The sequence below is a fragment of the Pseudomonas sp. IAC-BECa141 genome (assembly GCF_020544405.1).
Lineage (GTDB): Bacteria > Pseudomonadota > Gammaproteobacteria > Pseudomonadales > Pseudomonadaceae > Aquipseudomonas.
The window spans coordinates 534,822-547,520 of sequence record NZ_CP065410.1; the positions used below are offsets into that span (position 1 = coordinate 534,822).

The following is a 12,699-nucleotide window of genomic DNA, read 5'->3' on the forward strand; positions in this document are numbered from 1 at the left end:
TCGAGACGGGGAGGCGTAAAGCCTCCCCGGTTCGTTTATGGAAACCACATGAATATTCTGATCGTTGGGCCCAGTTGGGTCGGTGACATGGTGATGGCGCAGACACTGTTTCAGTGTCTCAAGCAGCGCCACCCGCAGTGCGAAATCGACGTGCTGGCCCCCGAGTGGAGCCGGCCGATCCTCGAACGCATGCCCGAAGTGCGCAAGGCCTTGAGCTTCCCGCTCGGCCACGGCGCGCTGGAGCTGGCGACCCGTCGGCGGATTGGCAAATCCCTGGCAGGCCAGTACGACCAGGCGATCCTGCTGCCGAACTCGCTGAAGTCGGCGCTGGTGCCGTTCTTCGCCGGCATCCCGAAACGCACCGGCTGGCGCGGCGAATTCCGCTACGGCCTGCTCAATGACGTGCGCACGCTGGATAAAGAACGTTATCCGCTGATGATCGAGCGTTTCATGGCGCTGGCCTTTGAACCGAATGCCGAACTGCCGAAACCCTATCCGCGTCCGAGTCTGCAAATCGATCCGGTGACCCGCGAGGCTGCATTGGCCAAGTTCGGTCTGACCCTTGACCGCCCGGTGCTGGTGTTGTGCCCCGGCGCCGAATTCGGTGAAGCCAAACGCTGGCCGTCCGAGCATTACGCCAAGGTCGCCGAGGCGCGGATTCGCGAAGGCTGGCAGGTCTGGCTGTTCGGCTCGAAGAACGATCACGCCGTGGGCGAAGACATCCGCGCGCGGCTGATTCCGGGCTTGCGCGAAGAGTCCGTGAACCTCAGCGGCGGCACTTCGCTGGCCGAGGCCATCGACCTGATGTCCTGCGCCGACTCGGTCGTCTCCAACGATTCCGGCCTGATGCACGTGGCCGCCGCGCTGAATCGTCCTTTGGTGGCGGTCTACGGGTCGACCTCGCCGGGTTTCACCCCGCCGTTGGCCGAGCATGTGGAAATCGTCCGTCTGGGCCTCGATTGCAGCCCTTGCTTCGACCGCACCTGCCGTTTCGGCCATTACAACTGCCTGCGCCAGCTGATGCCGGACGCGGTCAACGATGCCTTGCAGCGTTTGCAGGGCTCTGTGGTCGAGGTTCATTAACTTGCGGGTATTGCTGATCAAGACTTCATCGCTGGGCGACGTGATTCACGCGTTGCCGGCGCTGACCGATGCCGCCCGGGCCATTCCCGGGATCAAGTTCGACTGGGTGGTGGAAGAAGGTTTCGCCGAGATTCCGACCTGGCACCCGGCCGTAGGCAAAGTGATTCCGGTGGCGATCCGTCGCTGGCGCAAAAACATCTGGCAAACCATCAAGAGCGGTGAGTGGAAACGCTTCAAGCAGTCCGTTCGGGCGAACAAATATGACTTGGTGATCGACGCTCAGGGCCTGCTGAAAAGCGCCTGGCTGACCCGCTATGTCAAAGCCCCGGTGGCTGGTCTCGACAAGGGCTCGGCCCGCGAGCCGATTGCCGCGCGCTTTTATGACCGCAAACTGGCGGTGGCCCGTGGTCAGCACGCCGTCGAGCGCGTGCGTCAGTTGTTCGCTATCGCCTTGGGTTACGACTTGCCCAAAGGCCTGGGCGATTACGGTCTCAACGTCGAGCGTCTGGTCGAGTTGCCGCGCAAGAATGCTTACGTGGTGTTCCTCCACGGCACCACCTGGGACACCAAGCACTGGCCGGAAGCCTACTGGCGCGAGCTGACCGAACGGGTCGGCTACCTCGGCGTCGGCATCAGGCTGCCGTGGGGCAACCCGCTGGAAAAGGCACGGGCCGAGCGTATCGCCGCCGGTTTCAAACATGCCGAAGTGCTGCCGAAGCTGAACCTGGCCGGGGTCGGCAAGGTGCTGGCCGGGGCCCAGGCCTGCGTTGCGGTGGACACCGGTCTCGGCCATCTGGCTGCGGCACTGGATGTGCCAACGATTTCGCTGTTCGGCCCGACCAACCCGGGCCTGACCGGCGCCTACGGCAAGCTGCAGATTCACCTCGGCAGCGATTTCCCGTGCGCGCCGTGCCTGCAAAAGAAATGTACGTATCAACCGACCGCGCAGGATGCCCGTCAGTTTGACCTGAAACGCGAGTGGCCCCTGTGCTTCACGCGTCTGAATCCCGAGCGTGTGGCCAGCCGACTGAGCACGTTGTTGATGGCTGAGGAGCTGCGCTGATGCAATTGGCTTTTGTCCTGTACAAATATTTCCCGTTCGGCGGTTTGCAGCGCGATTTCATGCGCATCGCTCTCGAATGCCAGAAGCGCGGACACCAGATCCGCGTCTACACCCTGATCTGGGAAGGCGACGTGCCGCCCGGCTTCGAAGTGCTGGTGGCGCCGGTCAAGGCGTTCTTCAATCATCGACGCAATGAAAAACTCAGCGCGTGGATGGAAGCGGACCTGGCCAAGCGTCCTGTGGATCGCCTGATCGGCTTCAACAAGATGCCGGGGCTGGACGTCTACTACGCCGCCGACGGCTGCTTCGAAGACAAGGCGCAGAACCTGCGCAATTCCCTGTATCGCCGCTGGGGCCGCTACCGCCACTTCGCCGAGTACGAGCGCGCGGTGTTCGCCAAAGACGCGAAGACCGAAGTGCTGATGATTTCCGAAGTGCAGCAGCCGCTTTTCATCAAGCATTACGACACGCCGCTGGAACGCTTCCACCTGCTGCCGCCAGGCATCGCCCAGGACCGTCGCCGTCCGGCGGATGCCGACCAGATTCGCGCCGGTTTCCGCGCCGAATTCAACCTCAAGGACGACGAGCTGCTGCTGGTGCAGATCGGCTCCGGGTTCAAGACCAAGGGCGTCGATCGCAGCCTGAAAGCGCTGGCCGCACTGCCTGCCGAGCTGAAGAAACGCACCCGGCTGTTTGTAATCGGCCAGGATGACCCCAAATTGTTCCAGATGCAGAGTGCAACACTGGGTCTGGGCGACAACGTGACGTTCCTCAAGGGGCGTAGCGATATCCCGCGTTTCCTGCTCGGCGCCGACTTGTTGATCCACCCGGCGTACAACGAAAACACCGGCACGGTGCTGCTTGAAGCGCTGGTCGCCGGGTTGCCGGTGCTGGTCAGCGCGGTCTGCGGTTATGCCCATTACATCGCCGAGGCCGATGCCGGGCGAGTGCTGGACGAACCGTTCGATCAGGCACAACTGACGCAATACCTGACTGACATGTTGAACGACGACGCTGCACGGGCGGCCTGGAGCCGCAACGGTCTGGCCTTCGCCGAGACGGCCGACCTGTACAGCATGCCGCAGCACGCGGCCGATGTGATTCTGGCGGAGCACGCTTAAATGAAGTTGATGCTGGCTGAACCGTTCAAGAGCCTGTGGGCTGGCCGCGATGCGTTCGTGGAAGTCGAGGGCTTGCAGGGCGAGGTGTACCGCGAGCTGGAAGCCCGCCGGACGTTGCGCACGGAAGTCGACGGCAATGGCTTTTTCGTCAAGATCCACCGGGGCATCGGTTGGGGCGAGATCTTCAAGAACCTGCTGACCGCCAAACTGCCGGTGCTCGGCGCGGGTCAGGAATGGAAAGCCATCCAGCGTTTGCAGGAAGTCGGCGTGCCGACCATGACCGCCGTCGCGTATGGCGAAAAGGGCAGCAACCCGGCGGATCAGCATTCGTTCATCGTCACCGAAGAGCTGGCGCCGACCATCAGCCTTGAAGACTTCAGCATCGACTGGGTCAAGCAACCGCCGCAGCCGAAACTCAAGCGGGCGCTGATCGCCGAGGTTGCGCGCATGACCGGCATGATGCATCGCGCCGGCGTCAATCACCGCGACTGCTACATCTGCCACTTTCTGCTGCACACCGACAAACCGGTGACTCCCGAAGATTTCAAACTCTCGGTGATCGACCTGCACCGTGCCCAGACCCGTCCGGCGATCACCCGGCGCTGGCGCAACAAGGATCTGGCGGCGTTGTACTTTTCCGCGCTGGACATCGGCCTGACCCGACGTGACAAGCTGCGTTTCCTCAAAGGTTACTTCCAGCAACCGCTGCGCCAGATCCTGGCCGAAGAGGCGCCGTTGCTGAGCTGGCTCGAAGGCAAGGCCAACAAGCTCTACGCGCGCAAGCAACGTTACGGGGATGCGCTCTGATGGCGGGTTGGAATCTGGAGCCTGAGTACAGTGAGCTTGCGCAGCATTTCGGTAGCCTCGAAGCGGTCTTTGCCCTTCAAGGCGAGCGCCTGACCCGCGATCCATTGTCCGAGGTCATTCGCGTGCAGTTCAATGGCGTCAACTATTACGTCAAGCGCTACGTCGGCGCCGGCAAAGGCTTGCGGCGTTATCTGGGCAAACCCCGGGTGAAGATGGAATGGCAGAACCTCAAACGCTTCGCCAAGTGGGGCATTCCTACCGCCGAAGTAGTGGCGTGGGGCCTGGAGCGCAATGGCATGGCTTACGATCGCGGGGCGATGATCACCCGTGAACTGCCGCGCACCGAAGACCTGTCGGCGCTGGCCGAACGCAACGATCCCAAGCTCAAGGATCGTGCCTGGGTTGACGGCGTCAGCCGGCAATTGGCCGGTTATACCCGCGTCATGCACGACCACCGCTTCACCCATAACGATCTGAAGTGGCGCAATCTGCTGATCGACGATCAGGCGCAGCTGTATCTGATTGACTGCCCGAACGGCGATTTCTGGCGCGGCTTCTGGCTCAAGTACCGGATCACCAAGGATCTGGCCTGTCTCGACAAGGTGGCCAAGTATCACCTGTCGAACACCCAGCGCCTGCGCTTCTACCTGCAATATCGTGGACGTGATCGGCTGAATGCCGCCGACAAGCAACGGATTCGCCACGTGGTGAGATTTTTCGAGGGACGCGAATGACTGATTTTCTGGCCACTGAAGACCGTGCGCTGCTGGAGCGCCACGGTCTCGGCACGTTCGATGCGCTGTGGTCCAAGCAGCTCGAGGCCGTGGATGAGCCCAACACCGACGGTGGCGGCTGGAGCAGCGTGTTCCGTCTGGAGCTGGAAGGGCATGCCTATTACCTCAAGCGCCAGTGCAATTACCTGACCCGCACGTTGCACGCGCCGTTCGGCGAGCCGACGTTCGCCCGGGAATTTCGCAACATCAGTCGTTACAACAAACTTGGTATTCCGGCGTTGCAGGCGGCGTTCTTCGGTGAGCGCAAGGTCAATGGCGAGGTCCGTGCGATCCTGCTGACCCGCGCGCTGGATGGCTGGGACGATCTCGACTCGTTGTTGAAGCGCTGGTCGGACCTCGATGCCGCGCAGCAATCGGCGATTCTCAAGTCTTGTGGCCTGTTGGCGCGTCATCTTCATGGTATGCGTCAGGTGCACGGCTGCTTCTATCCCAAGCACATATTCTTGCGCGCCGAAGGCGATGGCTATCAGGCGCAGTTGATCGACCTGGAAAAGACCCGGCCCCTGTGGTTCGGTATGCGTGACCGGGTCAAGGATCTGGAGCCGCTGCAGCGTCGTGCGCCAGAGTGGAGCGAAGCGCAATTGCGTGAGCTGCTGGCGGCGTATCTCGATCAATCGACAGACAGCTCGCTGGTCGACAGCTGGATCATGCGACTGACCGCGCGGCGCAGTCACAAGGAGACCCGTTGATGCAGCTGTCGGACTTGAAAAACGCCGGGCGCACGCCGAGCCTGCCGCTGACGGTGTCGCTGGCCGATGCGGCGGGCGCTGCCGATTTGCAATTGCTCAGTCTGCTGCGGGTGTTGCCGGGTCAGCGTTATGTGGGTGCCGGTGTGTGGCGCGGGCGTCCGGTGCTGGCCAAGTTGCTGGTCGGCAATAAGGCTGCGCGGCACTTTCAGCGTGAACTGGAAGGTGTGAAACTGCTCGCCGCTCAGGGCATGACCACGCCGTTGCTGCTGGCCGATGGGCTGAAGGACGGTGAGGGCGGCTGGCTGCTGTTCGAGTTCCTCGAAGGCGCCGAAAGCCTGGGCGATGCCTGGAACAAGGTCGAATCCTTGCCGGTGCTGGCCGACGAGCAATCGGCGGTGCTGGCCGAGGCCCTGGGCGCCATCGGTCAGTTGCACGGCAAAGGCCTGTGGCAGGAAGACCTGCACCTGGACAATCTGTTGCGCCATGGCGGCCAGCTGTATCTGATCGATGGTGCCGGCATCTGTGTGGAAACCGCCGGCCAGCCGTTGTCCCGGCAGAAAGTGCTGGAAAATCTCGGGGTGTTCTTCGCTCAGTTGCCCAAGTCGCTTGAGCCGTTCACCGAAGAATTGCTGGTGTATTACCTGTTGAGCAACAGCGAACACGCGCTGCCGCTGGAAGCCCTGCAAAAGCAGATCGACAAGGTGCGCGCCTGGCGCTTGAAGGATTACCTGATCAAGGTCGGTCGTGAATGCACGCTGTTCAGCGTCAAGCGTGGTGCATTTGGTCTGCGGTCGATTCGCCGCGAGGAAGAGCCCGCGATGCTGCCGGTGCTGGAGCAGGCCGATGCCCTGCTCGATCAGGGCCATCTTTACAAGACCGGTGGCGCGGCCAGTGTCGGCAAGGTCGAGGTTGCCGGGCGTACGCTGGTGATCAAGCGTTACAACATCAAGAATTTTGCCCATTGGCTCAAGCGCTTCTGGCGTCCGAGCCGCGCCTGGCATTCCTGGCGCGAAGGCAATCGCCTGGCATTCCTCGGCATCGCCACGCCCAAACCGCTGGCGGTGCTGGAAACCCGGTTTTTCTGGTTGCGCAGCAAGGCGTATCTGATCACCGAATACCTGGCCGGGCCGGACATCATCGAGCGCTTTGCGCCGTACGTCGAAAGCGGCGAGGCGCCGGAAGCCGAGTTGCAGGCGCTGGATCAGTTGTTTGCGCGGTTGATTGCCGAGCGCATCAGCCATGGCGACTTCAAGGGACACAACCTGTTCTGGCAGGAAGATCGCTGGGCGCTGATCGATCTGGATTCGATGTGCCAGCACGGCTCGGCGGGCAGCTTTGCTCCGGCCTATGCCCGGGATCGCGCGCGCTTCATGCGCAACTGGCCCGAGAGCAGTGCGTTGTATCGGGTGATTGATCAGCGTTTGCCCAAGGATGCATTGGACGCTGCGTGATTGTTTTCGCCTGAGCATAAGACATTTCTGTAATAAAAATCTGGCGAGGTTCGTGGTGACAAATCCTTGTGATTTCTCCTACAGCCTTGCCAGAACCCATGAACTACCCCTCGCAAAACCCCGGTGCTAGTTTGTCCCGACGTACCCGGAGGGCAAATCTTGACCATCGAAACCTCTATCGCTATCGGGGCATTTTCCCTGGCGCTGTCCGGCTGTGGCACCGCCGTTACGGTGTTGCGGGGCGACGAAGCCGCCACGCGCTGTCTGCGCAAACAGAAAACTTACTGTCAGTTAATTCCGCGCATCTACAGTGAACTCGCCCATGATTTCTGTCTGCTGCACGCGCCGCCCGATCCTACCGGCATTCTGGTGCCGGTCTTCCTGCTTGACCTGACTCTGTCCGGCGTCTTCGACACGGCTTGCCTGCCGTATACGATCTATCGCCAGGCGGTGGACGGGAATGTCGGTGTTTATTGGCGATCAGGCCGTGGGTAATCACGTTGTCCCCAATCAGTGAATACAGCGATATCATCGTTTATGTCGATGAGAGCGGTGATCACGGAATGCAGACACTGGATCCCAACTATCCAGTCTTCGTGCTCGCGTTTTGTGCCTTTCATAAAAGGCATTACTGCGAGAAAGTCATTCCTGCTCTACAGAAATTCAAGTTTGCACATATGGGGCACGATCTGATCGGTCTGCATGAACTCGAAATTCGTAAAGAAAAAGGATCGTTTTCTGGTCTCTTCATGTCCAGAGATCACAAAAATGCTTTTCTTGAGGAGCTGACTTGCATCATTGAAGCCAGCAACTTTGTTTTGATCAGTTGCGTCGTAGACAAGGCTTCCCTCCGCGAAAAACAAGGCACGGGACACAATCCTTATCACCTTGCTCTCGGCTTTTGTCTGGAAACGCTCTACGAGTTTTTGCAAGAGAAGAATCAGCAGGGGGCGCTGACGCATGTGATTTTCGAGCGTCGAGGAAAGCGAGAGGATAACGAGCTTGAGTTGGAGTTTCGCAGGATGTGTGGCGGGGCGAATCGATGGGGTATTCAACTGCCGTTAGACATCGTTTTTGCAACCAAACAGGTGAACTCCACCGGCCTGCAGCTAGCCGATCTTGTTGCGAGGCCCATTGGCATGAGCTTTTTGAGGGCGGGTCAGGGAAACCGTGCTTTTGACGTGCTTAAGCGCAAGTTCTATTGCAGCGGGGGGCGGAGCAAAGTTGGAGAGGGTTTCGAGAATTGGGGTTTGAAGCTTTTCCCATCCCCAGAAAGCGAAAAGCCCCGATGATCTCACCGAGGCATTAGCGCCGACCGGGATCTCCCAGTCCATTTGTGCTGGAGTCTATGTCGACGCTGCTTGAGTGTCAACGCACCGGCCGGCCAGTTCCGCTAGAGGTTTGTCGGCGCTTTTAAGCTATAATCCCGCCCTTTAGCTGTCTCTCGCCCGGTGCGGGGGCACATCATTTTTCAAGGCGCATCGCGCCTGAATGCAGACTAAAGAGGCTAGACCCCTGTGGCATTGACGATTCTTGGCCTGTCCGGCGCCCTTAGCCATGATCCTTCAGCAGCCTTGTACATCGACGGCAAGCTGGTCGCGGCGGCTGAGGAAGAGCGCTTCGTACGCGATAAACATGCAAAGAACCGCATGCCCTACGAATCGGCGAAGTTCTGCCTGGAGCAGGCTGGCATCAAGCCGTCCGACGTTGACGTGGTCGCGATTCCGTTCGCCCCGATCAGCATTTTCGGCAAGGCTCGCTGGCAATACGCCAAACGTTACTGGTACGCCCCGGATCGCGCGCTCGACGCGATCCTGATGGGCAACCGTCGCTACAAGCGCTATCGCAACAAGATCGTCTGGTGCCTGGAGCAACTGGGCTTCGATCCGAAGAAAATCAAGATCGAACCGGTGGAACACCACCTGGCCCACGCTTCCAGCGCCTACCACTGCTCGGGTTTCAAAGAGAAAACCGCGATCCTCGGCATCGACGGCAAGGGCGAGTACGCCACGACCTTCTTCGGTTATGGCGAAAACGGCAAGATCCACAAGATCAAGGAATTCTTCGATCCGGACTCCCTTGGCGGCCTGTATGGCGCGATCACCGAGTTCCTCGGGTTCGACATGCTCGACGGTGAGTTCAAGGTCATGGGCATGGCGCCATACGGCGACGCCAGCAAATACGATTTCTCGCGTCTGGCCTCGTTCGAGAACGGCGAGCTGGTGATCAACACTGACTACGCCAACGTGATCGGCCTGCGTCGCTATAAAGAGAAGGGCAAGGGTTACTATTTCTCGCCGAAGCTGATCGAGTGGCTGGGTCCGAAGCGCGAGGGCGACATCGCCGACGAGCCGTACATCCACTACGCCGCCAGCATTCAGGCGCTGTTCGAAAAAATCGCGCTGCAGATGATCGACTACTATCTGGGCGACGTGCTCAAGGAAACCGGCAAGCTGGCCTACGCCGGTGGCTGTGCGTTGAACGTCAAGCTCAACCAGAAAATCATCGCCCGTGACGACGTCAAGGAGCTGTTCGTGCAGCCTGCTTCCGGCGATGCCGGCACTGCAGTCGGCGCAGCAGCCTATGTGTCGAACGCCCGTGGCGTGCCGGTCGAGAAGATGGAACACGTCTACCTCGGCCCGTCGTACAGCAACGAAGACGTGATCGCCGCGTGCGCCCGTCACGAGAACAAGCCGACCTGGCGCAAGCTCGACAACATGCCGGAGCAGATTGCCAAAATCATGGTCGATGGCAACCCGGTGGCCTGGTTCCAGGGCCGCATGGAATTCGGTCCGCGTGCACTGGGTGGTCGTTCGATCATCGGTTGCCCGAGCGTGGCTGGCGTGGCTGATCGCATCAACCACCAGATCAAGTTCCGCGAGCGCTGGAGGCCTTTCTGCCCGTCGATGCTCGACACCGTTGCGCCACAGATGATCAAGATCGATCACCCGGCGCCGTTCATGACCTTCACCTTCGAAGTGGCGGAAGAGTGGAAGACCCGAGTGCCGGAAGTCGTCCACGAAGACGGTACGTCCCGGGCCCAGGTGCTCAAGCGCGAATACAACCCGCGCTACTACGACATGATGAAGGCGCTGGAAGTGCTGACCGGCAACGGCGTGTCCCTGAACACCTCGCTCAACCGCCGTGGTGAACCGATGATCTGCTCGCCGACCGATGCCCTGAACATGTTCTTCGGCTCGGATCTGCAGTACCTGATCATGGAAGATATTCTGGTCGTTAAAGAGGGTGTGAAGGGATACGGTCTTGACTGAGACACTGATCAGCGTCGTTATTCCGGTTTACAACTACGCACGAACGCTGCCTCGTGCAGTGGAGTCGGTGTTGGCGCAGTTGGATGAGGCTGCGGCGGATCTGTTGGTCATCGACGATGGGTCGACGGATGAGACGCCTGAGGTAGTGGAGAGGCTTCTGCTCGAGCATGGCGGGCGTTTTCGTGCGTTGCGCAAAAGCAATGGCGGGTTGTCTACCGTGCGCAATCGCGGGCTTGAGGAGACGAGCGGGCAATATCTGATTTTCCTCGACTCCGACGACGAAATGGCGCCCGGCGCGCTGGCTGCGCTTTCGGAGCATATTGCCAATAACCCTCAAACCATGATGGTCATTGGTGCCCATTGGTCGGTGTTTGCTGATGGCAGGCACAGCCTGCAGCCAGCCAAACCTCTGCCTTTAACCCCCCGGCAGCGATTACAGGGCTACCTGCTGGACAAGACCGTGTCGATTTCCAACGGGGCCTGCGCGATGCATCGCGAAGTGTTCGTTCCTGGCACGTATCCTGAGCATTTGCGCAACGTCGAGGATCTGCCAGTGTTTGCCCAAGTGCTGGCGCGTTTCCCGTGCAGCGTTCTGGACAAGCCTCTGGCCCTTATCTACAAGCACGCTGACAGCATGCGACATGATTTGCGTCAAAGCCTTGCCGCCGGTACAGAGCAGGTTGTGAGTGAAGTGTTCTCCAGTCGACGCATGCCTGAAGAGATGCTTGACCTGCGTCAGGCGTTTCTGGCGCAGCGCTGCCTGTCGTTGTTTCGTGATTGTTACTCTCACGGCGAATACGCTCTGGCCAAAGGGTTCTATTTTCAGGCGTTGCGTGCAGACTGGCGCACGTTCTCGCGCTGGTCATACACTCGCAAGGCTTTGCGGTTGCTGTTTCGGTAAATGGTTCGCGGTGAACAGGCGCGTACCTGGTAACGAGTGTCGATGAGGTGGCTGGGTGAAAGGTACGGGCAGTAAAGTGGGAACTCGAGTATCCAGAATCATCGACGAATACCCAGTTTGGCTGGCATTTTGGGGCAGTGTTCTGCTCTCGTTGATCGCAGTCATGGGTACTGCAACCGTCGGGCGTGATGCGGCGCTGTACATCGATATTGCGCAGCAAGTCACCGAGCATGGGCCCAATGTGGCGTGGGCAGCGTTCGATTGGCCCTGGTTTTCCTTACTTCTGGCAGGCACCCATGCCGTCCTGCATCTGCCACTGGAGCTGAGTGCCTATCTCTGGTGCGGACTGTTTTTTGCCGGCACCAGCGCGTTGATGGTTGATTGCATCCGCCAGCGTACCCCCCACATCACTCGCTGGGCTTGTCTGGTGGTGCTGGCAATGCCTGCGGTCAATGCCTTTCGTAACGACATCATTCGTGAGTGCGGTTTCTGGTTTTTTTGCACGCTTGCGCTGTGGCTCGCGTTTCGCTGGCAGACGCGAGGCGGCTGGTTGCGTGCTGCTCTCATTCATCTGGCGATTGTCGCGGCGGCGTTGTTTCGCCTGGAGGCGTTACTGATGGTGGTGGCATTGGGATTGTGGCAACTGCCCAATCTCTGGTCTTCGACTCGGCGCCTGCAATTCTTCCAGTTTTCACTGTTGCCGATCCTGGGTCTGCTGGTGATCTCGGTGTCCGGCGTGCTTCTGTCTGCCCGCGTGATGCTCTATCTGGACATGATTGAACCTCGTGGCGTGCTGTCGTCGTTTCAGATGCTATGCGACCAGTTCGCCAATTCACTCATCAACAAGTACTCCCAGGACGAAGCCGGGCGGATCATTTTCTTCGGCATCCTGGCGACCATGGCCATCACTTTCGTGAAGTTGATGGGGCCTTTTGCTGTGCCGTTCATATTGCGTCGCAACTGGGTGGTGCTGGGCATTTACTGGCGCGACTACCGTCCCTTCGCCTGGGCGGCGCTGTGTTACCTGCTTGTTCTGGTGCTGTTTTTCATCAAGCAGCAGTTCATGAATACACGCTACCTGAGCTTCCTGAATCTTCTGTTTGTGCCGGTGCTGGCGATGGGGCTGGCGGCGTTTGTCCGCGAGTTTCCGCGATGGGGCAAGGGGCTGGTGATCGTAGGGTTGCTGGTGATGCTGGCCAACGTCATTTCCACTGGGGCCGGCAAAACCCACTATGTCGAGGCGGGACGCTGGATGTCCTCCCACGTCGAGCCGGGTGCGCCGACTTACTTCGAGGATGGGCGGATCAGCTACTACGCCGGTCGCGGCTATGTAATGCCTGTTCTGACTCAGGAAGAAGCCATGTCGGCAGCTCATGCCAGTGACTTTCGTTATTTCGTCATTGAAGCAAAGGGTGACGAACCATGGCTGAACGAGTGGCTGGCGGCGCACAAGCTGCGCGTCATCGAGCATTTCGCCAATCGCAAAGGTGCCACGGTGGTGGTCATCGGCCGCTAAGG

Annotated in this window: 12 protein-coding genes; all 12 read left to right on the top strand. The window is 59.8% G+C overall.

All coding sequences use genetic code 11. The features are described from left to right. The first annotated feature begins 48 nt into the window (after positions 1-48). The 12 genes from waaF (at position 49) to I5961_RS02420 (ending at position 12,697) form a co-directional block, all read left to right on the top strand. Positions 49-1,083 (top strand): lipopolysaccharide heptosyltransferase II, encoded by a 1,035-nt coding sequence (gene waaF / locus I5961_RS02365; protein ID WP_011332131.1) that lies wholly within the window; start codon positions 49-51, stop codon positions 1,081-1,083. A gap of 1 nt (position 1,084) precedes the next feature. Next, positions 1,085-2,146 carry a lipopolysaccharide heptosyltransferase I gene (gene waaC, locus I5961_RS02370; RefSeq protein WP_085701066.1) on the top strand — a complete coding sequence of 354 codons (1,062 nt, stop codon included), beginning with the start codon at positions 1,085-1,087 and terminating at the stop codon, positions 2,144-2,146. Then, entirely contained in the window at positions 2,146-3,267 is a 1,122-nt protein-coding gene (locus I5961_RS02375; protein WP_085685321.1) for a glycosyltransferase family 4 protein, read from the top strand. The genes waaC and I5961_RS02375 overlap by 1 nt, the downstream gene beginning before the upstream one ends. Beyond that, positions 3,268-4,074 carry a lipopolysaccharide core heptose(I) kinase RfaP gene (rfaP, locus tag I5961_RS02380; RefSeq protein ID WP_227234225.1) on the top strand — a complete coding sequence of 269 codons (807 nt, stop codon included), beginning with the start codon at positions 3,268-3,270 and terminating at the stop codon, positions 4,072-4,074. Further along, positions 4,074-4,808, top strand: coding sequence for a lipopolysaccharide kinase InaA family protein (locus I5961_RS02385; RefSeq protein WP_227234227.1), 735 nt, complete (start codon positions 4,074-4,076; stop codon positions 4,806-4,808). The genes rfaP and I5961_RS02385 overlap by 1 nt, the downstream gene beginning before the upstream one ends. Then, positions 4,805-5,557 carry a lipopolysaccharide kinase InaA family protein gene (locus tag I5961_RS02390; RefSeq protein ID WP_085701062.1) on the top strand — a complete coding sequence of 251 codons (753 nt, stop codon included), beginning with the start codon at positions 4,805-4,807 and terminating at the stop codon, positions 5,555-5,557. Before I5961_RS02385 ends, I5961_RS02390 begins: the two co-directional genes overlap by 4 nt. Further along, positions 5,557-7,008 carry a lipopolysaccharide kinase InaA family protein gene (locus I5961_RS02395; protein ID WP_227234229.1) on the top strand — a complete coding sequence of 484 codons (1,452 nt, stop codon included), beginning with the start codon at positions 5,557-5,559 and terminating at the stop codon, positions 7,006-7,008. The genes I5961_RS02390 and I5961_RS02395 overlap by 1 nt, the downstream gene beginning before the upstream one ends. Positions 7,009-7,167: 159 nt before the next feature. Beyond that, a complete protein-coding gene (locus tag I5961_RS02400; RefSeq protein WP_085701060.1) occupies positions 7,168-7,503 on the top strand; it encodes a YceK/YidQ family lipoprotein in 336 nt (111 codons plus the stop codon). Positions 7,504-7,508: 5 nt separating this feature from the next. Continuing rightward, on the top strand, positions 7,509-8,300 hold the full coding sequence (locus I5961_RS02405) for a DUF3800 domain-containing protein (protein WP_227234230.1): 792 nt from the start codon (positions 7,509-7,511) through the stop codon (positions 8,298-8,300). 225 nt (positions 8,301-8,525) lie between these two features. After that, positions 8,526-10,280 carry a carbamoyltransferase gene (locus tag I5961_RS02410; protein ID WP_085701059.1) on the top strand — a complete coding sequence of 585 codons (1,755 nt, stop codon included), beginning with the start codon at positions 8,526-8,528 and terminating at the stop codon, positions 10,278-10,280. Next, positions 10,273-11,181 carry a glycosyltransferase family 2 protein gene (locus tag I5961_RS02415; RefSeq protein WP_085701058.1) on the top strand — a complete coding sequence of 303 codons (909 nt, stop codon included), beginning with the start codon at positions 10,273-10,275 and terminating at the stop codon, positions 11,179-11,181. Before I5961_RS02410 ends, I5961_RS02415 begins: the two co-directional genes overlap by 8 nt. 55 nt (positions 11,182-11,236) lie before the next feature. After that, positions 11,237-12,697 carry a hypothetical protein gene (locus tag I5961_RS02420; RefSeq protein WP_227234231.1) on the top strand — a complete coding sequence of 487 codons (1,461 nt, stop codon included), beginning with the start codon at positions 11,237-11,239 and terminating at the stop codon, positions 12,695-12,697. Positions 12,698-12,699: the final 2 nt, after the last annotated feature.

What these genes read in the sequence shown, in the direction of transcription:
- I5961_RS02375 (WP_085685321.1), top strand. Translation starts at nt 2,146, where the DNA reads ATGCAATTGGCTTTTGTCCTGTACAAATATTTCCCGTTCGGCGGTTTG.
- I5961_RS02385 (WP_227234227.1), top strand. Translation starts at nt 4,074, where the DNA reads ATGGCGGGTTGGAATCTGGAGCCTGAGTACAGTGAGCTTGCGCAGCAT.
- I5961_RS02390 (WP_085701062.1), top strand. Translation starts at nt 4,805, where the DNA reads ATGACTGATTTTCTGGCCACTGAAGACCGTGCGCTGCTGGAGCGCCAC.
- rfaP (WP_227234225.1), top strand. Translation starts at nt 3,268, where the DNA reads ATGAAGTTGATGCTGGCTGAACCGTTCAAGAGCCTGTGGGCTGGCCGC.
- waaF (WP_011332131.1), top strand. Translation starts at nt 49, where the DNA reads ATGAATATTCTGATCGTTGGGCCCAGTTGGGTCGGTGACATGGTGATG.
- I5961_RS02395 (WP_227234229.1), top strand. Translation starts at nt 5,557, where the DNA reads ATGCAGCTGTCGGACTTGAAAAACGCCGGGCGCACGCCGAGCCTGCCG.